This is a genomic window from Aeromonas sp. QDB23 (assembly GCF_027707745.1).
GTDB lineage: Bacteria > Pseudomonadota > Gammaproteobacteria > Enterobacterales > Aeromonadaceae > Aeromonas > Aeromonas allosaccharophila.
The window spans coordinates 23,527-46,066 of record NZ_JAPCJA010000037.1; the positions used below are offsets into that span (position 1 = coordinate 23,527).

Here is a 22,540-nt window from a genome sequence, read left to right on the forward strand (position 1 = left end):
CGCCTGCGGGCGCCGTTTTTTTTATCCCTCCCCCCTGCTTACCTGACAAGCCCGGTGTTAGAATCCACGCGAATTTAATCTATGCGGGAAATCTCCCGAATATCGCGTAATAACCCGGAAGTTATATGCCCTCAATACGTTTTAAAAGAGTCTCGGCCACCCTGTTGCCGCTGCTCTGTTTAATCGCCAGCCTCTGCGTCCCGCAAGCCATGGCGCAAGATGCCCCCTCTCGCAATTCCGTTCAGCGAGCGCTGGATGGTCTGGGTAAATCAGAGACCCTGACCGTCAGTCAGCAAGCGGATCAGAAGTTGCTGACCGAGACCCTTGCCCTGCTCGACAGCATCGACAAGGAAGAGGCGAAGGCCAAGACCCAGGCACAGCGGATCCGCAACCTGCCCACCGAACTCAAAGAGATCAGCGCCAAGCTCGATGCCCTGACCAAGGGCAAGAGTGTCGAGCAGATCAAGAGCGAATACGCCAGCATGAGTCTGGCGGAGCTCGACAGCCGTCAGCCGGAAGTGCTGGCCAACATGCAGGAGGCCCAGGAGGCCCTCGGCACCATCGGCAGCCAGCTCACCAGCCTGCAGACCCTGCCGGAGCGGGCGCAGGCCAGAATGAGCCATGCCTATCAGCGCAGTCAGGAGATCCGCAGCCGTCTCAACGCCGGTGAAAGCGTCTCCAGCGCCGAAAAGATGAAGCTCAATGCCGAGCTGGCGCTGATCGATCTGCAACTGGCCCAGTTGCAAAAGGATCTGGATAACCGCACCAGCATGCAGGATCTGGCGGTCAAGCAGCGCGACTATCAGAGTGCACGCCTCGCCATCGAAGAGCAGAAACTGCAGTTGCTGCAGGAGCAGAGCAGCGCCAAGCGTCTCGGCGACACCGAGAAGACCGCCGAGCAGACCGGTGAGCTGGTGGCGACCGAAGACAGCCCGCTGGTGCAAAAAGAGCAGGAACTCAACCACCAGCTCAGCCAGCAGCTCATCACCGCCACCACCAGTCTCAACTCGCTGGTACAAAAAAACCTGCAAGCCAAGAGCTGGCTGGAGCGCGGTACCCAGACCGAGCGCAACCTGAACGAACAGGTGCAGATGCTCAAGGGCAACCTGCTGCTGTCGCGCATCCTCTATCAGCTCTACCAGCAGCTGGAAGCGGCCCCCTCTATCGCCGTCAAGAATCTGGAAGAGCAGATCGCCGACCTCCACCTGGCCCAGTTCGAACTGAGCCAGCAACGTGACCTGCTGTTCCAGAAGAACCTCTATCTGGACAACCTGATCGCAGGCAGCAAGGAGCCGGTCAGCGAAGAGGACAAGGCCAACCTTGCCAAGCTGCTCGACACCCGCATCAATCTGCTCGATCAGCTCAACCGCCAGCTCGACAGCCAGCTCACCAACGCCATCAGCCTGCAGCTGACCCAGCAGCAGCTGGCGCGGATCTACAAGTCCATCGAATTTACCCTGCAACAACATATCTTCTGGGTAAGCAGCAACAAGCCCATCGACAGCAAGTGGTTTATCAGCTGGCCCGCCCAGGCCTACAAACAGGCCTCCGACTGGGTACTGAAACCGGACTGGAAACGCTGGCGCGAAGAGTTGCTGGGGATCTCCCTGCTCGCCTTCCCGCTGTTGCTGATAGGCGGCCTGCTGGTCTGGAAGCGCCCGACACTGGTTGAACGACAGAAGAAGATTGCCAAGGACCTTGGCCGTTTCCGTCAGGACAACCAATGGCACACCCCTGTCGCGCTCTTCTACACCGTGCTGCATCGCCTGCCGGGCAGCCTGTTCATCCTGGCTGGCGGCTTGCTGCTCACCTATTGCGGTCTGCTCAGCCCCAAGCTGATGTTCCAGATCACCCTGAACCTCGCCCTCGGTTACCTGGTGTTCAGCGTCTATCTGGCGGTCATGCGTCCGGGTGGCATCGCCGAAACCCACTTCCGCATTCCGAAAGCGGAGCTGCAAGCCAAACGATCCAGCATGCGCTACCTCTGGTTGCCACTGCTGCCGCTTATCATGCTCGCGACCAAGGCGGTGGTTGAACCCTCCACTCTGGGCAATGATGTGATCGGTCAAGCCATGACCCTGCTCCTGTTGGGACTGGCCGCCTATCTGGTGTTCCCCATCTCCCGTGCCCGCATCAAGGGCGAGGTGAGCATACAGAAGTCGCTGATCGCCATCGCCCTGGCGCTGGCACCGGTGGCGCTGATCGTGCTGGCGATGCTCGGTTACTACTACACCGCGCTGAAGCTGACCGGTCGCCTGATCGAATCCTTCTACCTCATCATCATCTGGAGCCTGGTCTACCGCACCGCTCTGCGTGGTCTGGAGCTGGCAGCCCGTCGTCTGGCCTACCGCCGCGCGGTAGCCAAGCGCGAGCACAAGTCTTCGGAAGATGCGGAAGGTGGCGAGTCCGTCGAAGAGCAACCCATGGATCTGGAGGATGTCAGCCAGCAATCCCTGCGTCTGACCCGTACCGTGCTGCTGCTGATCTTCGGTGTCGCCTTCTACTGGCTCTGGTCCGATCTGGTGGCGGTATTCTCCTACCTCGACAGCATGGTGCTGTGGCACCGCAGTGAAGGGACCGGCGCCAACGCCGTACTGTTCCCTATCAGCCTGAGTGACGTGCTGATCGGCTTCCTGCTGCTCGGCGGCGCCTGGTCACTGGCGCGCAACCTGCCCGGTTTGCTGGAAGTGCTGATACTCTCCAAGCTCAATCTGGCCCAAGGCACTGCCTACGCCATCACCACCATGCTCAACTACGTGCTGATCGGCTTCGGCTCCCTGACCGCCCTCTCCATGATGGGTGTGCAGTGGGACAAGCTGCAGTGGGTAGCGGGTGGTCTGTCGGTCGGTATCGGTTTCGGTATGAAGGAGATCCTCTCCAACTTCGTCTCCGGCATCATCATCCTGTTCGAGCGTCCGGTGCGGATCGGTGACACCGTCACCATCGGCTCCTTCTCCGGTACCGTCTCCAAAATCCGTATCCGCGCCACCACCCTGACCGACTTCGACCGCAAAGAGGTGATCATCCCCAACCAGCAGCTGATGACCGAGCGGCTGATCAACTGGTCGCTGAGTGACACCGTCACCCGGGTGATCGTGCGGGTGGGCGTAGCGTACGGCTCGGATCTGGAGCTGACCCGCACCCTGCTCAAACAGGCGGCCGATGAAAACAGCCGCGTGCTGAAAGACCCGGCCCCCATCGTCTACTTCCTCACCTTCGGTGCCAGCACCCTGGATCATGAGCTGCGCTTCTTCGTGAGCGAACTCGGTGATCGCAACCCGGCGGTGGACGAGTTGAACCGTAAGATCGACCAGCTGTTCCGCGAGAACGGCATCGAGATCGCCTTCAACCAGATGGATGTCTACATCAAGAACATGCAAGGTGAAGAGCAGAAGGTGGAGTCCAACTCCGCCGCTCTGCAGCCGCCCGCGGAAGATGGCAAACAGCCAGCCTGATAGCGAACGGCAATGATCTGATGGCAACAGCCGCTCACCCAGGTGAGCGGCTTTTTTATACCCTCAGGTCAACGAGGCGGTTGGCGGGTAACGGGTCTGCGGAAACAGATGGCCAAAATGGCTCGCATGAAGACCTTTATCTTCGAGTACACAGGATTGTTCATGACATCGCGTCAGCCGACACCATAAAGCGGTTTACCACCACACGGCTCTCACCTATGGTAAAGCATGCAAAAGATGCATCGAGGAGTCGCTTTTCCCATGAATGACCGAGAACTGCAACAGATCCTGTTTCGCTCCTTCGATGTGATCCCGCTGCCTATTCTGGTGTCAGAATCCATTGCCCGTCACGATGGCCGCTCGCCCGACATGATCCTGCAGCGGCGCCACCGCTTCCTGAACAAGGCCTTCCTTGAGCAGCTCGGCTACGACCTTGCCGAGCTGCCGGACATGGCCTCCTGGTTTCGACTCGCCTACCCGGATGAAGGGTATCGCCGCACTATCATCGACTCCTGGCACTCGCAGGTGGAACAGAGCTTGTCGCAAGGGCTGGAGGTCGCCGAGATGCCTGCGCTGATCCACTGCAAGGGCGGCCAGTCGCGCTGGTTTATCGTCACCGCCCAGCTGGGGGCCGATGCCATCCCGGATGGCCATATCGTCACCTTCCGCGATATCCATGACCTGCAGTGCATGGTGGAAGAGGTGAGCCGCCTCTCCTGCACCGATCCGCTCACCGAACTGACCAACCGGCGCGGTGCCCAGCAGCAGTTGCAGGCCCTCTGGTTGCAGGGTGAGCCCCTCTCGGTGGTGCTGGGGGATATCGACCATTTCAAGCAGGTCAACGACCGCTACGGCCATCCTGCGGGCGATGCCGCGCTCTGCGCCGTCGCCCACGCCATGGCGAGTCAGCTGTTGCCGGGTGAGAGTCTGGCTCGCTGGGGCGGGGAGGAGTTCCTGCTGATCCTGCCGGGTTGCGACATTGAACAGGCGGCACGGCGCGCCGAACAGCTGCGCCAGCATGTCAGTACCACCCACGTACCGTGGCAAGGGGATCAGCTCTCCCTCACCATCAGCCTGGGATGTGCCAGCATGAAGGGGCAAGAGGGCATCGACTACCTGCTGATGATGGCCGATCGGGCCCTCTATCAGGCCAAGGAACAGGGCCGTAACCGGGTTGTCATCTCGACACAATAGCCTGGTGACCAGAAGGGGAAGCCGACACGCGACCATAAAAAAACCGAAGCACCAGGCTTCGGTTTTTTACTGCAGCAACTGGCGTGAGCCAGCCGGGCATTACTTCTTGATACGGATAACCGGGGTCTCGCCCACAGTCACGGCACCCGTCATTTTGATCAGCTCTTTGATCTCGTCCATGTTGGAGATGACAACCGGAGTCAGGGTAGACTTGGCTTTCGCTTCCAGAACGGCCAGATCGAACTCGATGATGGTGTCGCCGCGCTTGACCTGTTGGCCTTCCTGAGCGATACGGGTGAAGCCTTCGCCTTTCAGTTCAACGGTGTCGATACCGAAGTGAACGAACAGCTCGATACCGGAGTCGGATTCCAGAGAGAACGCGTGGTTGGTCTCGAAAATCTTGCCGATGGTACCATCGCACGGCGCAACCATCTTGTTGCCAGCCGGCTTGATAGCGATACCGTCACCAACGATCTTCTCGGCGAAGACAACGTCAGGCACATCTTCGATCGGCACGATTTCGCCAGACAGCGGAGCAAAGATTTCGATGCCGCCGGTGTCAGAGCTATCGTCGGAAACCAGTTTCTTCAGTTTGTCGAACAGACCCATATAAAGCTCCTAGAGATGATTTGTCGCTGTTTGCAGCCGATCTTAGCAGACTGCCTTCTGCTTAATAAAGTTATCTACGCATGCTTCGATTTCAGCGGCGGTGGCAAAGCTCAGTGCTTGATCAGCCATGGCCTTCACATCTTCGAAGTTGGTGTTGCGGATAAGCTTCTTGATACGCGGTACAGAGATGGCGCTCATTGAGAACTCATCCAGACCCATACCCAGCAGCAGCAGGGTGGCGCGCTCGTCACCAGCCAGTTCACCACACATACCGGTCCACTTGCCTTCGGCGTGGGACGCATCGATAACCATCTTGATCAGCGTCAGGACGGAGGGTGACAGCGGGTTGTACATGGCGGAGATCATCTCGTTACCACGATCGACAGCCAGGGTGTACTGGGTCAGGTCGTTGGTACCGATACTGAAGAAATCCACTTCCTTGGCCAGATGATGAGCCATCACGGCAGCGGCCGGGGTCTCGATCATGATACCCACTTCGATGGATTCATCAAAGGCTTTGCCTTCGGCACGCAGTTCGGCCTTCAGCGTCTCTACGGTAGCTTTCAGGCTACGGAACTCTTCGACGGAGATGATCATCGGGAACATGATGCGCAGTTTGCCAAAGGCAGAGGCACGCAGAATGGCCCGCAGCTGAGCGTGCATGATGTCTTCGCGGTCGAAGAAAATACGCACGGCACGCCAGCCCAGGAAGGGGTTCATCTCTTTCGGGAAATTCATGTACGGCAGCTCTTTGTCGCCGCCAATGTCCATGGTACGCACGATGATCGGTTGATCCGGCATCGCTTCGGCCACTTCTTTGTAGGCTTTGAACTGCTCGTCTTCGGTCGGCAGCGCGTCACGGTCCATGAACAGGAACTCGGTACGGTACAGACCCACGCCTTCGGCGCCATTGCGGATGGCACCTTCGGTATCCTTGACGGTACCGATGTTGGCGCACACTTCAACCTGATGACCATCCAGCGTGATGGCAGGCAGGTCTTTCAGCTTGGCCAGCTCATCTTTCTCGGCCTGGAACTGAGCCTGGAACTTCTTGGCTTCGCTCAGCTGTTCAGCGGTCGGATTGATGATGATCTGGTTGTTGATCGCATCCAGCACCAGCATGTCACCGTTCTTGACGCGCTCGGTGATGTCGTTGGTGCCCACGATGGCCGGCAGCTCCAGAGAGCGGGCCATGATGGAGGTGTGAGAGGTACGGCCACCGATGTCGGTAACGAAACCCAGCACATATTTCAGGTTGATCTGAGCGGTTTCAGACGGGGTCAGGTCTTTGGCGACCAGAATGACCTCTTCGTCGATGGTGCTCAGGTTGACAACGGCGATGCCCAGTACGTTCTTGACCAGACGGGTACCGATGTCACGGAAGTCGGTTGCGCGTTCGCGCAGATAAGGGTCATCCAGTTCGGCCATCATCTTGGCGTACTGTTCGATCACCTCATAGATGGCTTTGTCAGCGGAAGCCTTGTTCTCTTTGATGAAGGATCTGATATCCCCTTCCAGCTCCTCATCTTCGAGCAGCATGATGTGGCCTTCGAAGATGGCCTCTTTTTCCTCACCGAAGGTACGACCGGCCATCTCTTTGATGGCTTCCAGCTGAGCAGCTGACTTGGTACGAGCTTCGAGGAAACGGTTGATCTCGGCATCAATCTGCTCGGCGGGAATCTTGCCCTGATTGATAACGATTTCATCTTCTTTAAGAAGAAGCGCCTTGCCGAATGCGATACCGGGGGACGCAAGAATGCCAGATATCATAATCCTTCCTATTAAAACGACTGTGGGGGAGGAATAAAGCTGGATTACTCCAGCTCGTCCATCAGGGCAACCAGCTTCTCAACAGCTTGTTGAGCATCCGGGCCGTCAGCCTGGATAGTCACGTTGGTACCCTTGGTCAGGCCCAGGGTCTGCAGCTTGAACAGGCTCTTGGCGCTGGCGGACTTGCCACCGGAGACCACAGTGATCTCGCTTTGGAATTCTTTGGCTTCTTTCACGAACTGAGCTGCCGGACGGGTGTGCAGGCCGTTTTCAGCAGTAATAACAACAGACTTCTCGTACATGGTTTCACCCCATATTATTGATATTTTTTGGTGGATTGGTCGTTTTTGAAGCGCCCTGACCCACCGTGTCAGTATGGATATGTTGTAAAGTAACGAAAGCAGACCCGCAATGGTTTAATCCAGGTCAAGTTTCTGTGCAGTAATCGGCGCGCTGGTTGGCAATTTTCAGTTATTGGGCTACAAGCCGCATCAGGACTGGCCTGAAATTATTTTATAACGAAAAATAACACTTTGTTACTTTGTGATACCCAGCCAGCAAACACCGCGTGACGCCGCACAGGATATGAGATTTACCGCGGAATGTCTGCTTTTTTTCTCACTCCGGAACTTGTTATTTTACCCCAAAAAATAAGGATCAAGTGACACTAACAGGGGTTGAGTCTAGCCCATAAAGAAGCGGCGCTCCTGAGAGCGCCGCTGTTTTGAAAGATTCCGATCAGTTACTGCTGCAGTTCCTGCTCGCTGAACACCCCGGCAAACAGGGCGCTGGAGAGGTAACGCTCCGCCGCGCTCGGCAGGATGACCACAATGGTTTTACCCGCAAATTCCGGCAGCTCGGCCAGACGGCTGGCAGCCACCACCGCAGCACCGGAGCTGATACCGGCCAGGATCCCCTCCTCCTCCATCAGGCGGCGGGCCATCTCGATGGCTTCGTCGCTGGTCACCTTCTCCACCCGATCGATGAGGGAGAGGTCGAGGTTACCCGGGATAAAACCGGCGCCGATCCCCTGGATCTTGTGGGGGCCCGGTTTGATCTCTTCCCCAGCCAGCTTCTGGCTGATGACCGGCGACTCGGCCGGTTCGACCGCGACAGAGACCACCGCCTTGCCCTGGGTCTGCTTCAGGTAGCGGGAGACACCGGTAATGGTGCCGCCGGTGCCGACGCCAGCCACGAACACATCAACCTGACCATCGGTGGCATCCCAGATCTCGGGGCCTGTGGTCTTTTCGTGGATCTCCGGGTTGGCCGGGTTTTCAAACTGTTGCAGCAACACATACTTGCCCGGCTCGGACTCGAGGATCTCGTTGGCCTTGGCAATGGCCCCTTTCATGCCGAGCGGCCCTTCGGTCAGCACCAGATTGGCACCGAGTGCCTTGAGCAGCTTGCGGCGCTCCAGACTCATGGTGGCCGGCATTGTCAGGGTGATGGGATAGCCGCGAGCGGCCGCGACAAAGGCCAGAGCAATACCCGTGTTGCCGCTGGTGGGCTCGATGATCTCCTTACCCTTGGTCAGGATGCCGCGCTTCTCGGCATCCCAGATCAGGTTGGCACCGATCCGGCACTTGACGCTGAAGCTGGGGTTACGGCTCTCGATCTTGGCCAGCACGCGGCCTTTGGTAACACGGTTGAGACGAACCAGCGGGGTGTGACCGATAGTCTGGCTGTTGTCCTCAAAAATTTTGCTCATGGTGCTATCCCTGTGTTTGTTACGACGATGAAACAAGATTACCCTGTGGTTTCTGAATGAGAAGTGACTATTCGTTATAACCATATGGTATTACAACATATAGAACTTATTCTCTCTGGCCCCTGACTCCGGGAGCCAATCGTCAAAGGAACCGACGTTATGGGATTTTCAGGAAGCAGCCAGTATCTCGCCTCCGATGCATTGAAGATGGCGGTCAATGCCGCCATCACCCTCGAAAAACCGCTGCTGATCAAAGGGGAGCCGGGCACCGGCAAGACGGTGCTGGCGGAAGCGGTCGCCGACCATCTCGGCACAGACCTCATTGCCTGGCATATCAAGTCCACCACCAAAGCCCAGCAGGGGCTCTACGAATATGATGCGGTGGCCAGGCTGCGGGACTCCCAGCTCGGCGACCCCAGAGTGGCCGATATCAGTCACTACATTCGTAAAGGCAAGTTGTGGCAGGCCTTCAGCGCCGAGCTGCGACCTGTGCTGCTGATCGACGAGATAGACAAAGCCGACATCGAATTCCCCAACGATCTGCTGCTGGAGCTGGATCGGATGGAGTTCGACGTCTACGAGACCGGCGAGCGAGTCAAGGCGCGCCAGCGGCCGGTGGTCATCATCACCTCCAACAACGAAAAAGAGCTGCCGGATGCCTTCCTGCGCCGCTGTTTCTTCCACTACATCCGCTTCCCCGACAAGGCCGAGATGCAGGCCATCGTCAAACTCCACTACCCCGACCTCCAGGAGAGCCTGCTTGGCGAGGCGATGGATCTCTTCTTCGAGCTGCGCGAGGTAGAGGGGCTGCGCAAGAAGCCCTCTACCTCGGAGCTGCTGGACTGGATCCGCCTTCTCTTGGCCGACGATATCGCCCCCGAGGCAATGCGTGCCCGCGAGCTAGGCAAGCTGGTTCCCGCGCTATATGGCGCCCTGCTCAAGACCGAGCAGGACCTGCATCTCTTCGAGAAGCTCGCCTTTCTGGCCCGGCGCGGCAACTGACCCATGCTGATCGACTTTTTTACCCACCTGCGCCGCCACAAGCTCCCCTGCAGCCTGCGTGAGCTGCTGGACTTGCACGCCGCACTGGCTGCCCGGCTGGTCGCTGTCGATATGGACGAGTTCTACCAACTCTCCCGCTGCCTGCTGGTAAAAGACGAGGCACACTACGATCGCTTCGATCGCGCCTTCGCCGAATACTACGAAGGGCTGGAAGCCATTCCTCTGCTGCCGGAGAGCCTGCCGGATGAGTGGCTGCGCAAGGAGTTCGAACGGCTGTTGAGCCCAGAGGAGAAGACGCTGCTCAAATCCCTTGGCGGACTCGATACGCTGCTGGAGACCCTCAACCAGCGGTTAAGCGAGCAGAAAGAGCGCCACGCCGGCGGCAACAAGTGGGTGGGAACCGGTGGCAGCAGCCCGTTTGGCCACGGAGGTTTTCACCCCGAGGGGGTGCGCATGGGTGGAGAGGAGCAGCACGGCAAGGCGGCCAAGGTGTGGGAGGCCCGTCACTATCGCCACTTCAGCGACGACTCACCGCTCGGCCAGCGTGCCATTCAGCTGGCGCTGCGCAAACTCCGACGCTGGGTGCGCAAAGGCAATCCCGACGAGCTGGATCTCGACGACACCATAAAAAGTTCGGCCCGCCAGGGCTGGCTCGATGTGAAGCTGCGACCCGAGCGCCACAACGGGGTCAAGCTATTGGTTTTCTTCGATGTGGGAGGCTCCATGGATGCCCATGTGGCCGAGGTGCAGCGCCTCTTCTCCGCCTTGCGCCACGAGTTCAAGCATCTGGAGTACTTCTATTTTCACAACTGCCTCTACGACTTCGTCTGGAAGGACAACAACCGCCGCTTTGAGGAGCGGTTCGATATTCTGCGGCTGCTGCGCACCTACGGCAGCGACTACCGGGTGATCCTGGTGGGGGATGCCACCATGGGCCCTTACGAGATCACCTGGCCCGGCGGCAGCGTCGAGCAGTGGAACGAGGAGTCGGGTCAGGTGTGGCTCACCCGATTGCAGCAGCACTTTCCCAAACTGGTGTGGATCAATCCCACCCCGCGCCGGGAGTGGCTCTGGCATTCCTCCATCAAACTGATGAATGACGTGGTTGGCGGACGGATGCATCCGCTGACCCTGGCGGGTCTCGCTGCGGCGATCGACCAGCTGTAACCCTCTCTACCCTATAAACCGACAAGCCGGGAACGCACCCGGCGAGGAGCAAAGATGACCTCTATCGTGATCAGTGGCTCAGGCCTCTATACCCCACCCTTTGCCGTCAGCAATGAAGAGCTGGTGGCCGCCTTCAACCAGTATGTGGATCTCTACAACGAGGAGAACGCCTCCGCCATCGACGCCGGCCAGCTCTCCGCCAAGCAGCACTCCAGCTGCGAGTTCATCGAGAAGGCCTCCGGCATCAAGAGCCGTTATCTGGTGAGCCGCGAAGGGGTGCTCAACCCCGATATCATGCAACCGCTGATGGCGGAGCGGCCCGACGAGATGCCCTCCATCATGGTGGAGATGGCGGTGGCCGCCGCCGAGCAAGCGCTGATCGCCGCTGGCCGCGAACCGGGCGAGATCGATCTGGTCATCGTCGCCGCCTCCAACATGCCGCGCCCCTACCCGGCGCTGGCCATCGAGCTGCAGCACTATCTGGGGGCAGGCGGCATGGCCTTTGACATGAACGTGGCCTGCTCGTCCGCCACCTTCGGCATCAAGACAGCCGCCGACATGCTGGCGGCAGGCACCGCCAACGTGGCGCTGGTGGTCAATCCGGAGATCTGCTCGGGGCACCTCAATTTTCGCGATCGTGATAGTCACTTTATCTTCGGCGATGCCTGCACCGCGGTGCTGCTGGAGCGGGAGGCCGATTGCAAGGTGGCCAATCCGTGGCAACTGGTGGCCAGCAAGCTGGTGACCCAGTACTCCAACAACATCCGCAACAACTTCGGCTTTTTAAACCGGCTGAACCCGCGTACCCGCTACGGCGACGACAAGCTGTTTCGCCAGCAGGGGCGCAAGGTGTTCAAGGAGGTGTTGCCGCTGGTGTGCGACCAGATAGCCAACCAGCTCGATGAGCAGGGCTGGCACGCCGAGAGCCTGAACCGGCTCTGGCTCCATCAGGCCAACCTCACCATGAACCAGTTCATCGGTCGCAAGCTGCTGGGCCACGATGCCAGCCAGCAGGAGGCGCCGGTCATTCTTGATAGCTATGGTAATACCAGCTCGGCGGGTTCCATCATCGCGTTTCATCTGTACAATCGCGACCTTCCTGCGGGGGCCCGCGGCGTACTTTGCTCATTTGGTGCTGGCTACTCCATCGGTAGCTTGCTGCTGCGACGCCTGTAATGGCGGGCCTCCCGCCGACATAACAATAACCAGCAACATGGGTGGGAATATGCAGAGGATCACGGGGCGCTGCGCCCTGCACTACGGGGTAACCCTGTCACTATTTTGTCTCTATGGCTGGCAGGTTTGCCCGTTTCTCGAGAGTCTCACCCTGCCCCAGTTGCTGGGGCCAACGCTGGTGACGTTCGCCATCATGTTCGCCGTGCGCAACTGGCTGCTCTCAAGGCGGCCCCTGCCGCGCAACGAGCTAAACGGGTTCGGCCTGGAGGTCGGTTTCTACCTGCTGGGGGCGCTGCTGCTCTCGTGCTACAACGCTCTGACCCACGACTTTCCGCTGGAGAGCCACCTCAAGGTGCTGCTGGGGATGACCACCCTCGGCTTTCTGGTGGCCGCCGATCTGACCCTGGAGCGGGGCTGGCATCGGGCCAGAGCGCGGCAAGCCGAGCAGAGCCTGGCGCTGAGCCACCCGCTGGCCATGCCGCTGCCACGCAAATTCACTCTCTTTACCCTGGCGACCCTCACCCTGCTGGGGAGCGTCTTCTTCTTGCTGTTCAACAAGGATCTGGAGTGGCTGGCGACGGTGGAACGCAGCCTGCCGAGGGCCGATGCCCAGCACTACATCCTGTGGGCGATCGCCTTCGTGATGACGGTGACCTTCTGCTATCTCGCCCTCATCATCCACGGTTATGGCCGCAATCTCGGCCTCTCCCTGCGCCAGCAGACCCGCACCATGGCCAGAGTGCAGTGCGGTGACTTCGACGCCCGGGTGCCTGTCACCCGGGATGACGAGTTCGGCCTGATTGCCGCCAGCACCAATCAGATGATCGGCGAGCTGAAATCCCGCAGCGACGAGCTCAACCTGACCCGTGACGTGGCCATCCTCGGCCTCGCCTCGCTGGCGGAGACCCGGGACAACGAGACCGGCGCCCATATCATCCGCACCCAGCACTACGTGAAGGCACTGGCGCAATATCTCAGTCGCAACGACCGGGATCGCTACCCGCTCGATGACGCCACCATCGACCTGCTGTTCAAGTCGGCGCCCCTGCACGATGTCGGCAAGGTGGGCATTCCCGACGCCATCCTGCTCAAACCGGGCAAGCTGACCGACGAGGAGTTCGCCATCATGAAGCGCCACCCGCAGATCGGCGCCGAGGCGCTGGCCAGTGCCGAGGCGCAGCTGGGCTCCAACTCCTTCCTGCGGCTGGCACGGGAGATCTCCCTCACCCACCACGAAAAGTGGGATGGCAGCGGCTATCCGGCAGGGCTGGCGGCGGAGGATATTCCTCTCTCCGGGCGCTTGATGGCGGTGGCGGATGTCTACGATGCCCTCATCTCGAAGCGGGTCTACAAACCCGCCTTCAGCCATGAGGAGGCGAAAGAGATCATCGTGAAGGGGAGCGGCAGCCATTTTGATCCCGGCATCGTCGCGGCTTTTCTCGCCTGCGAGACGCAGTTCAGGGAGATTGCCGCGCAGTTTCAGGATCACCACTGAGCAGGCGCATCCCGGCCCTGTGCCGTGATCGCTGGCAGGGCACACGTGTCATAAAATGCGCGCAAGCGGCATGTGCCACGTCGGGCCGATATTGATATTTCCCTTTATTTACAGATGTTTTTTGTCATTTTGTGATCCGGGTTCGTACCGATGACGCAACCGGGATCACAAGATGGCAGGAAAAGGCCGCAATTTGCCCTCCTGCGCCAATGATGGCTTCCAATGAAAGCGAGGTTTGCTATCATCCGGAGACATTTTTCATCTGTCGCCGGCTACAAAAGAATACCCTCATGTACACACAGTTCTTCGGCCTCTCGGAACACCCGTTTTCCATCTCGCCCAATCCCAAATACCTCTATATGAGCGAGCGCCACGGCGAAGCCCTTGCTCATCTCAACTATGGATTGCAGGATGGCGGCGGCTTTGTGCTGCTGACCGGCGAAGTGGGCACCGGCAAGACCACCGTCTCCCGCTGCCTGCTGCAACAGCTGCCCGCCGAGACCGAGATCGCCTACATCCTCAACCCCTCCCTGACCGAACGGGATCTGCTGGCCGCCATCTGCGACGAGTTTCAACTCCCCTATCCCGAAGATGCCGGGATCAAGCGGCTGTTCGACCTTATTCGCGATCACCTGCTAGCCAACCTGGCGGCAGGCAAGCGCAGCGTGGTACTGGTGGATGAGGCGCAGCACCTGCTGCCCGGCGTACTGGAGCAGTTGCGTCTGCTCACCAACCTCGAAACCGATGAACGAAAACTGCTGCAAGTGGTGCTGATCGGTCAGCCCGAGCTGCAACAGATGCTGCGCCAACCCCTGCTGCGTCAGCTGGCCCAGCGCATTACCGCCCGCTATCACCTGCTGCCGCTCTCCCACAGCGACGTGGATGCCTACGTCCGCTTCCGGTTGCAGGTCGCAGGCTGCGTGCAACCCATCTTTACCCCGCGCGCCATCAAGACGCTCCATCGCCTGAGCGGCGGCATCCCCCGTTTCATCAACCTCATCTGCGACCGCGCCCTGATTGCCGCCTTCGCCCGTGGCAGCTACAAGGTTGTCCACGGCGATATCAGCCAGGCCGCCTTCGAGGTCAATGGGGTTCGTGACGAGGGGAGCTGGGCCTCCGGTCTGATGGTGACGCTGGCGGGCGCCCTGCTGGTGGCCGCAGGCTGGTGGGGCTGGCAATTTTTCGGCGTGTTCCCCACCCGTCCGGTAGTCAAGGTCGAGGTGCCGGTCACCATCGACGAGACTGCCGAGCAGCAGGAGCAGCTGACCGAGGCGATCAATCAGGCCATCGACCCCGACAGCGCCATGCAGAATCTCTATCGGGTCTGGGGTTATGAACCGGAACCGTTCGAAGCAACCTGCGATAACGCGCCCCGTGCCGGTCTGCGCTGTCAGGAGGGAGAGGCAAGCCTTGACGAGCTGCGCGCCCTGCAGTACCCAGCCATGATCACGCTCACTGACCAGACTGGCGGCCTCTACTACGCGACTCTGGTCAATCTGGGGCCGAACAAGGCCAGCCTGATGATCGGTGACCAAAGCTGGCAGGTGGATCGCCAGTGGCTCAGCGACAACTGGGGCGGCAGCTACACCCTGCTCTGGCGCATGCCGAAAGGGGGCGTCAGCCTGATCGCCAGCAATGCCGGTCAGACCCAGATCCAGTGGCTCGACAACGCCCTCAGCCGTGCGCTGCAACAACCCGAGCGCAAGGTGCGCCGTTTCGATGGCGAGCTCAAGAACAAGCTGCAGCAGTTCCAGCGGGATCAGGGGCTCACCCCTGATGGCATCGCGGGCAGCAACACCCTGCTGCGTCTCAACGCCCTCTCCGGTGAACCCATGCCCAGACTGGAGGAGGCCTCCTGATGTCTACCCTGCTCAAGGCGCTGCGCCGTGCGCAGCAACCGCAACTCTCCGCCCATATTCCAGCCATGGGCTTGCCCATGCCCCGGGAAGAGGAGCGCAGCCCACGCCGCATCGGCTGGCTGCTGGCCCCCCTGGCCCTGTTGCTGGGGGCGGGCGCCAACTATGGCTGGCATCTGCTCCACCTGCGCCCTATCGAGGAGAAAGTGGAGGTGAAAGAGGTGATCACTCCGCCCTTCGTGCGGGTCGAACCCAAGGCAATGGTGACCCGTCCACTGCCCCCGCCCCTGCCGGAGCCGGTGGCCCAACCCAGAGCAGTGGCCAAAAACGAAGGGACCAGTCAGGGGAATACCCCCGCGCTGAGTCTGGCCGAGCAGCTGATGAAAGCCCTCAATGAAACCCCATTGCAGGAGACGCCACACGCCGCCAGCCAGAACGTGCAACCAGCCCAATTGATGGCGCTGGGCTCGGCGCCCCAATCGGTACGCCAGCAGGTGCCGCAATTGAGCTACGGCTCTCATGTGTTCTCCTCCAACCCCGCCAAGCGGGCTGTGGTGCTCAATGGCCGGGAATACCGGGAGGGGAGCGAAATCGCCCCGGGGGTCGTGCTCGCTACCATCGACCAGCAATACATAGTGCTGCAGGTCGCCGGACAGAGCGTTACCCTCAAGGCGCTGCAGGATTGGCGAGGATGAGTACGCACCGTACCCTGATGTTTGCTGGCAAGCAGGATGCACCTCACCTGAGTGACACTTTTGTGAGCATTCAAAGGTTTACGGTGTGATGAAATATCCATTTTTACGGTTTGGCGCGCCCGGACCCGTTGTGTCGCAGCCACTGGCCGTACACAATACGCAGCCGCCCCAGAGCCTGGAATTTGTTGATTAATATGACGCTACGATTCAGGGATGACATCTTGACCATGCTGCTGGCCCAGTGCCGGCGGCTTCCCATGACCAGAGTCACCCAGGTGGCCTTTCTGGCGCTGCTGATCATGCTGGCCCAGCAGAGCGCCGCCCTCACCTGGCGTCTGCTCACCCTGGCAAGCCCGCAAACCAGCCAACCGTGGCAACCCTCCGCCGTGGCGGTCAACGGCCAGAACAACCCGCGCCTTGAACTGGGCGAGGTGAGCCGACTGGCGCTGTTTGGCAAGGCGATCCCCAAGGCGCAAGCCAAAGCCGCCGTGGCCGCCAATGCGCCGCGTACCCAGCTCAATGCCCAGCTCAACGGGGTGTTGGCCAGCTCGGATCCCGCCAAATCGATCGCCATCATCGCCATGTCCGGCATCCAGAACTCCTACGGGGTCGGTGACATGATTGACGGCACCCAGGCGCGGATCCGGCAGGTCTATCCAGATCGGGTGATCATCGAGCGGGATGGCCGCGACGAGACCCTGATGCTGGATGGCGAGGAGTATGGCAAGCCGCTGCCGCAGACCAACTCCGCCCCCCTTGGCTCCCTGCGCAGCGAGCTGATGGCCGATCCGGGCAAGATCACCGATTACCTCAATATTTCACCGGTTCAGGTGGATGGCCGCATGACCGGCTATCGCCTCAACCCGGGCAGCAATCCTGAGTTTTTCAACCAGAGCGGGCTGCAGGCCAATGACCTGGCCATCAGCATCAACGGGCTGGATTTACGGGACAACATGCAAGCCATGCAGGCGATGCAGCAGATGGCTGGCGCAACGGAAATGACAGTGACCGTCGAGCGACAGGGCGAACAGTTCGACATCTATGTGCGCTTGTCAGAATAATGATTTGGAGTCGTACCAATAATGACCACTAAAGGGAAAAGCTGGCGTCTGGCCACTATCGCAGCGGCACTGATGATGGCGGGCTCAGCCTGGGCCACTGAATACTCTGCCAGTTTCAAGAACGCCGACATTGAAGAGTTCATCAATACGGTGGGCAAGAACCTCAATAAAACCATCATCATAGAGCCCTCGGTGCGCGGCAAGATCAACGTGCGCAGCTACGACCTGCTCAATGAGGAGCAGTACTACCAGTTCTTCCTGAGCGTGCTCGACGTCTACGGCTTTGCCGTGGTGCCGATGGACAACGGGGTGCTCAAGGTGCTGCGCTCGCGGGATGCCAAGACCTCCGCCATTCCGGTGGTGGATGGCAGCAACCCGGGCATGGGCGACGAGATGGTGACTAGAGTCGTGCCGGTGCGCAACGTCTCGGTCCGTGAACTGGCGCCGCTGCTGCGCCAGCTCAACGACAACGCCGGTGGTGGTAACGTGGTGCACTACGAGCCCTCCAACGTGCTGCTGATCACCGGCCGCGCCGCCGTGGTCAATCGTCTGGTAGAGGTGGTGAACCGGGTCGACCGCGCAGGCGATCAGGATGTGGACATCATCAAGCTCAAGTTTGCCTCGGCGGGGGAAATGGTGCGGCTGGTAACCAACCTCAACAAGGATGGCAACCCGCAGGGCGGCACCGCCTCCCTGCTGCTCTCCCCCAAGGTGGTGGCCGACGAGCGCACCAACTCTGTGGTAGTGAGTGGTGAGCCGAAAGCGCGCGCCCGCATCATCCAGATGGTGCGCCAGCTCGACCGCGACCTGCAGAGCCAGGGCAACACCCGGGTCTTCTACCTCAAATATGGCAAGGCCAAAGACATGGTCGAGGTGCTCAAGGGGGTCAGCTCCAGCATCGAGGCCGACAAGAAGGGCGGCGGCGCAACCACAGGTGGCGCCAGTATCGGCGGTGGCAAGCTGGCCATCTCAGCCGACGAGACCACCAATGCGCTGGTCATCACCGCCCAGCCGGACGTTATGTCCGAACTGGAGCAGGTGGTGGCCAAGCTCGATATCCGCCGCGCCCAGGTGCTGGTGGAGGCGATCATCGTCGAGATGCAGGATGGCGACGGCCTCACCCTTGGCGTCCAGTGGGGCAATGCCAACGGTGGTGGCACCCAGTTCACCAACTCCGGTCTGCCCCTCGGCAGCGCCATTGCGGCGGGCAAGGATTACCAGAATGGCAAGACCGACACCGCTGCCGGTCTGCTGAAAGAGTTCAACGGCATGGCCGCCGGTTTCTATCACGGCGACTGGGCCATGCTGGCCACGGCGCTGGCCTCCAATACCAAGAACGATATTCTCTCCACCCCGAGTATCGTCACCATGGATAACAAGGAGGCCTCCTTCAACGTCGGTCAGGAGGTCCCGGTCCAGAGCGGTTCGCAAAGCTCCACCACCAGCGATCAGGTGTTCAACACCATCGAGCGCAAGACGGTGGGCACCAAGCTGGTGGTGACCCCGCAGATCAACGAAGGGGATTCGGTGCTGCTCAATATCGAGCAGGAGGTCTCCAGTGTCGCCCAGACCCAGGCGACCGGTACTGCCAACCTTGGCCCCACTTTCGATACCCGTACCGTCAAGAACGCGGTGCTGGTCAAAAGCGGCGAAACCGTGGTGCTGGGCGGTTTGATGGACGAACAGACCAAGGAGCAGGTCTCCAAGGTGCCCTTGCTTGGCGATATCCCGGTGCTGGGCTATCTGTTCCGCTCCACCTCCAACACCACCTCCAAGCGCAACCTGATGGTCTTTATCCGGCCAACCATCTTGCGTGATGCGGACGTCTATACCGGTGTCTCCAGCAACAAGTACTCCCTGTTCCGCGCCGAGCAGCTCAATGCCGCTTCGCAGGAGGGGTATCTCACCTCCCCCGCCCGTCAGGTATTGCCTGCCTACGGCCAGGATGTGATGGTGTCGCCAGAGCTGCAAAAAGAGATCCAGAAGCAGATCAACGAGATGCGGAGCAGACAGCAAAGCACTGTCGAGACCACCACCCCGTTTGTGCAGAGTAAGCCCTGATGAGTGCCTACCATCTGGATGGAAGTGTCGGGCCTGCGCCACTGCCCGAGCTCCCCTTTGTCTTTGCCCGCAATTTCGGGGTGATCCTGATTGAGCGGGAGGGCGCCCCCGTGCTGCAGTGCCGCCCTGGCGTCACCCCGCAAGCCCTGCTGGAAGTGCGGCGGGTCGCGGGTTGCAGCTTCGCGGTGGAGCAACTCGACAACGAGGCCTTCGAAGAGCTGCTGATGGCCCACTACCAGCGCGACTCCTCCGAGGCGCGCCAGCTGATGGAAGATCTCGGCAACGAGATGGACTTCTTCGCCCTGGCCGAAGAGCTGCCGCAAAGCGAAGATCTGCTGGACGCCGATGACGACGCCCCCATCATTCGCCTCATCAACGCCATGCTGAGCGAGGCGATCAAGGAAGAGGCTTCCGATATCCATATCGAGACCTTCGAGCGGGCACTGGTGATCCGTTTTCGTATCGATGGGGTACTGCGGGAGATCCTGCGCCCCCATCGCAAGCTGGCCTCGCTATTGGTCTCGCGGATCAAGGTGATGTCGCGGATGGATATCGCCGAGAAGCGGGTGCCGCAGGATGGCCGTATCTCGTTGCGTATCGGCGGCCGCGCCGTCGACGTGCGGGTCTCCACCATGCCGTCCAGCTACGGCGAGCGGGTGGTATTGCGTCTCTTGGACAAGAACAACGTGCGCCTCGAGCTCAAGCAGCTGGGGATGACCGCGGCCAACCGCACCATCATCAGCGAGCTCATTCGCAAGCCCCACGGCATTATTCTGGTCACCGGCCCGACCGGTTCCGGTAAATCCACCACCCTCTATGCGGCGCTGTCTGAAATCAACTCGCGGGATCGCAACATCCTGACAGTGGAAGACCCCATCGAATATGACCTCGAAGGGGTGGGCCAGACCCAGGTCAACACCAAGGTGGACATGACCTTCGCCCGCGGCCTGCGCGCCATTCTGCGCCAGGATCCGGACGTAGTGATGGTGGGGGAAATCCGAGACCTCGAAACCGCCCAGATTGCGGTGCAGGCGTCGCTGACCGGCCACCTGGTGATGTCGACCCTGCACACCAACACTGCCATCGGCGCCATCACCCGGATGCGTGACATGGGGATCGAGCCCTTCCTGCTCTCCTCGTCGCTCTTGGCGGTGCTGGCCCAGCGACTGGTGCGCACCCTCTGCCCCGATTGCCGCGCCCCGCGCCCCATTACCGAGCAGGAGCGCCTCGCCATGGGCATCGAGCTAGCCCCCGACCAGCAGGTGTGGCGTCCGGTCGGATGCGAGCGGTGCAACCACACCGGCTACCGTGGCCGGACCGGCATCCACGAGCTGGTGGTGATCGACGAAGCGGTGCGAGAAGCCATTCACAGCGCCAGCGGCGAGCTCGCCATCGAGCGGCTGATCCGCGGCCACACCCCCAGCATCCGCCGTGACGGCATCGACAAGGTCCTCAAGGGGCAAACCAGCCTCGAAGAGGTGCTGCGCGTGACCCGGGAAGATTGAGATGGCGGCATTTGAATACAAGGCCCTCGACAACAAGGGACGCAGCAAGAGCGGCGTAATGGAGGGCGACTCGGCCCGTCAGGTGCGCCAGCTGCTGCGCGAACAGGGGCTCACTCCCCTCGAGGTGAACGAGACCACCGAGAAGGCGAAACGGGAAGCGACCCGCTTCGCCCTGTTTCGTCGTGGTGCCAGCACCGCTGAGCTTGCCCTGATCACTCGCCAGCTGGCGACTCTGGTGGGCGCCGGTCTCACCATCGAAGAGGCGCTCAAAGCGGTAGCCGAGCAGTGCGAAAAGGCCCACTTGCGCTCTCTGGTGGCCACTGTGCGCAGCAAGGTGGTGGAAGGCTATTCGCTGGCCGACTCGCTGGGGGCTTTTCCCCATGTGTTCGACCAGCTGTTTCGCTCCATGGTGGCGGCCGGTGAAAAATCGGGCCATCTGGAGAAGGTGCTCAACCGCCTCGCCGACTACACCGAGCAGCGCCAGCATATGCGCACCAAGCTGTTGCAGGCGATGATCTACCCCATCGTGCTTACCTGCGTGGCTATCGGGGTTATCTCGATCCTGCTTACCGCCGTGGTGCCCAAGGTGGTGGCCCAGTTTGAACACATGGGCCAGCAGTTGCCGGGCACCACCCGCTTTCTCATCGGCACCAGCGAACTGATGCAGGCCTACGGCCTCTGGTTCCTGCTGCTGATCTTCCTTGGCAGCTTTGTCTGGCGCTGGTGGCTCACCGATGAAAAGCGCCGCCGACGCTGGCATCAGGTGCTGCTCGGCCTGCCGGTGATTGGCCGGGTCAGTCGCGGTCTCAACACCGCCCGCTTCGCCCGCACGTTAAGCATCCTCAACGCCAGTGCGGTGCCGCTGCTGGAGGGGATGAAGATCTCCGGCGAAGTGCTCTCCAACGACTTTGCCAGAATGCGCATTCTCGAGGCCGCCGAACGGGTGCGCGAGGGGACCAGTCTGCGCAAGTCGCTGACTGAGACCAAGATTTTCCCGCCCATGATGCTGCATATGATCGCCTCCGGCGAGCAGAGCGGTGAGCTCGACAGCATGCTGGAGCGGGCGGCAGACAACCAGGATCGGGAGTTTGAATCCCAGGTCAATATCGCCCTCGGGGTGTTCGAACCCATGCTGGTGGTCTCCATGGCCGGGGTGGTGCTGTTTATCGTGATGTCGATCCTGCAGCCGATCCTCGAGCTCAACAATATGGTGAATATGTAAGTTTCCGGTGTTCGGTGGCGCCGCTGGCGGCCCGTCGAACCCACCCAGTGATCACTCTCTGATGGGCCATCCCATCTCATTCGTTACGGAGCAACTCATGAACAAACGTCGTCAATCCGGTTTTACCTTGCTGGAAGTCATGGTGGTCATCGTGATCCTCGGCATTCTGGCCAGTCTGGTGGTGCCCAACCTGATGGGCAACAAGGAGAAGGCTGACCAGCAGAAAGCGGTCTCCGATATCGTGGCGCTGGAAAACGCCCTCGACATGTACAAGCTGGACAACAACCGCTACCCGACCACCGAACAGGGTCTGGACGCGCTGGTGACCAAGCCTTCCATCGATCCGGCGCCGCGCAGCTACCGCGATGGCGGCTACATCAAGCGCCTGCCGCAAGATCCCTGGGGCAACCCGTACCAGCTGCTGAGCCCGGGCCAGTTCGGCAAGATCGACATCTTCTCCATGGGTCTGGATGGTGAAGCCGGTACCGATGACGACATCGGCAACTGGAACCTGAAGGATTTCCAATAAGTGATATGTCGCCACCGCACTCCTTGTGAGCT

The 22,540-nt window shown here is 60.3% G+C and carries 17 protein-coding genes; 13 read left to right on the forward strand and 4 right to left on the reverse strand.

Going from position 1 to position 22,540, the window contains the following annotated elements; all coding sequences use genetic code 11:
• The first annotated feature begins 125 nt into the window (after positions 1–125).
• Positions 126–3,455 carry a mechanosensitive channel MscK gene (gene mscK, locus PG888_RS15360; RefSeq protein WP_182970643.1) on the forward strand — a complete coding sequence of 1,110 codons (3,330 nt, stop codon included), beginning with the start codon at positions 126–128 and terminating at the stop codon, positions 3,453–3,455.
• A 261-nt stretch (positions 3,456–3,716) separates the two neighbouring features.
• Entirely contained in the window at positions 3,717–4,649 is a 933-nt protein-coding gene (locus PG888_RS15365) for a GGDEF domain-containing protein (protein ID WP_182939163.1), read from the forward strand.
• A gap of 99 nt (positions 4,650–4,748) precedes the next feature.
• On the opposite strand, the gene crr is transcribed toward PG888_RS15365, so the two are convergent.
• The 4 genes from crr to cysK form a co-directional block, all read right to left on the reverse strand.
• Complete coding sequence (crr, locus tag PG888_RS15370) at positions 4,749–5,258, reverse strand: PTS glucose transporter subunit IIA (protein WP_042061931.1); 510 nt, start codon at positions 5,256–5,258, stop codon at positions 4,749–4,751.
• Positions 5,259–5,300: 42 nt separating this feature from the next.
• The gene (gene ptsI / locus PG888_RS15375; protein WP_182939162.1) at positions 5,301–7,028 is read right to left on the reverse strand and encodes a phosphoenolpyruvate-protein phosphotransferase PtsI; all 1,728 of its coding nucleotides are present in this window, start codon (positions 7,026–7,028) and stop codon (positions 5,301–5,303) included.
• Positions 7,029–7,072: 44 nt separating this feature from the next.
• On the reverse strand, positions 7,073–7,330 hold the full coding sequence (locus PG888_RS15380) for an HPr family phosphocarrier protein (RefSeq protein WP_005338266.1): 258 nt from the start codon (positions 7,328–7,330) through the stop codon (positions 7,073–7,075).
• A 440-nt stretch (positions 7,331–7,770) separates the two neighbouring features.
• A complete protein-coding gene (gene cysK / locus PG888_RS15385) occupies positions 7,771–8,739 on the reverse strand; it encodes a cysteine synthase A (RefSeq protein WP_182970642.1) in 969 nt (322 codons plus the stop codon).
• 159 nt (positions 8,740–8,898) lie between these two features.
• Here cysK and PG888_RS15390 point away from each other — a divergent pair, with 159 nt between their 5' ends.
• The 11 genes from PG888_RS15390 (at position 8,899) to exeG (ending at position 22,508) form a co-directional block, all read left to right on the forward strand.
• Entirely contained in the window at positions 8,899–9,741 is an 843-nt protein-coding gene (locus PG888_RS15390) for an AAA family ATPase (RefSeq protein WP_270693728.1), read from the forward strand.
• 3 nt (positions 9,742–9,744) lie between these two features.
• Positions 9,745–10,908, forward strand: a complete 1,164-nt coding sequence (locus PG888_RS15395) for a vWA domain-containing protein (protein WP_213393616.1) — start codon at positions 9,745–9,747, stop codon at positions 10,906–10,908.
• 54 nt (positions 10,909–10,962) lie between these two features.
• Positions 10,963–12,084, forward strand: a complete 1,122-nt coding sequence (locus PG888_RS15400) for a beta-ketoacyl-ACP synthase III (RefSeq protein WP_213393615.1) — start codon at positions 10,963–10,965, stop codon at positions 12,082–12,084.
• A gap of 49 nt (positions 12,085–12,133) precedes the next feature.
• A complete protein-coding gene (locus PG888_RS15405) occupies positions 12,134–13,579 on the forward strand; it encodes an HD domain-containing phosphohydrolase (protein ID WP_270693727.1) in 1,446 nt (481 codons plus the stop codon).
• A 290-nt stretch (positions 13,580–13,869) separates the two neighbouring features.
• Positions 13,870–15,438, forward strand: coding sequence for an ExeA family protein (locus PG888_RS15410; RefSeq protein WP_234604768.1), 1,569 nt, complete (start codon positions 13,870–13,872; stop codon positions 15,436–15,438).
• The gene (gene exeB / locus PG888_RS15415) at positions 15,438–16,130 is read left to right on the forward strand and encodes a GspB family T2SS assembly factor variant ExeB (protein ID WP_201944647.1); all 693 of its coding nucleotides are present in this window, start codon (positions 15,438–15,440) and stop codon (positions 16,128–16,130) included. The genes PG888_RS15410 and exeB overlap by 1 nt, the downstream gene beginning before the upstream one ends.
• A gap of 227 nt (positions 16,131–16,357) precedes the next feature.
• Positions 16,358–17,191 carry a GspC family type II secretion system variant ExeC gene (gene exeC / locus PG888_RS15420; RefSeq protein WP_279487300.1) on the forward strand — a complete coding sequence of 278 codons (834 nt, stop codon included), beginning with the start codon at positions 16,358–16,360 and terminating at the stop codon, positions 17,189–17,191.
• Positions 17,192–17,212: 21 nt separating this feature from the next.
• Positions 17,213–19,252, forward strand: coding sequence for a GspD family T2SS secretin variant ExeD (gene exeD / locus PG888_RS15425; protein WP_064338465.1), 2,040 nt, complete (start codon positions 17,213–17,215; stop codon positions 19,250–19,252).
• Positions 19,252–20,757, forward strand: coding sequence for a GspE family T2SS ATPase variant ExeE (gene exeE / locus PG888_RS15430; RefSeq protein ID WP_270693724.1), 1,506 nt, complete (start codon positions 19,252–19,254; stop codon positions 20,755–20,757). The genes exeD and exeE overlap by 1 nt, the downstream gene beginning before the upstream one ends.
• A gap of 1 nt (position 20,758) precedes the next feature.
• On the forward strand, positions 20,759–21,979 hold the full coding sequence (exeF, locus tag PG888_RS15435) for a GspF family T2SS innner membrane protein variant ExeF (RefSeq protein WP_005338296.1): 1,221 nt from the start codon (positions 20,759–20,761) through the stop codon (positions 21,977–21,979).
• A gap of 97 nt (positions 21,980–22,076) precedes the next feature.
• On the forward strand, positions 22,077–22,508 hold the full coding sequence (gene exeG, locus PG888_RS15440) for a GspG family T2SS major pseudopilin variant ExeG (protein ID WP_005338297.1): 432 nt from the start codon (positions 22,077–22,079) through the stop codon (positions 22,506–22,508).
• Positions 22,509–22,540: the final 32 nt, after the last annotated feature.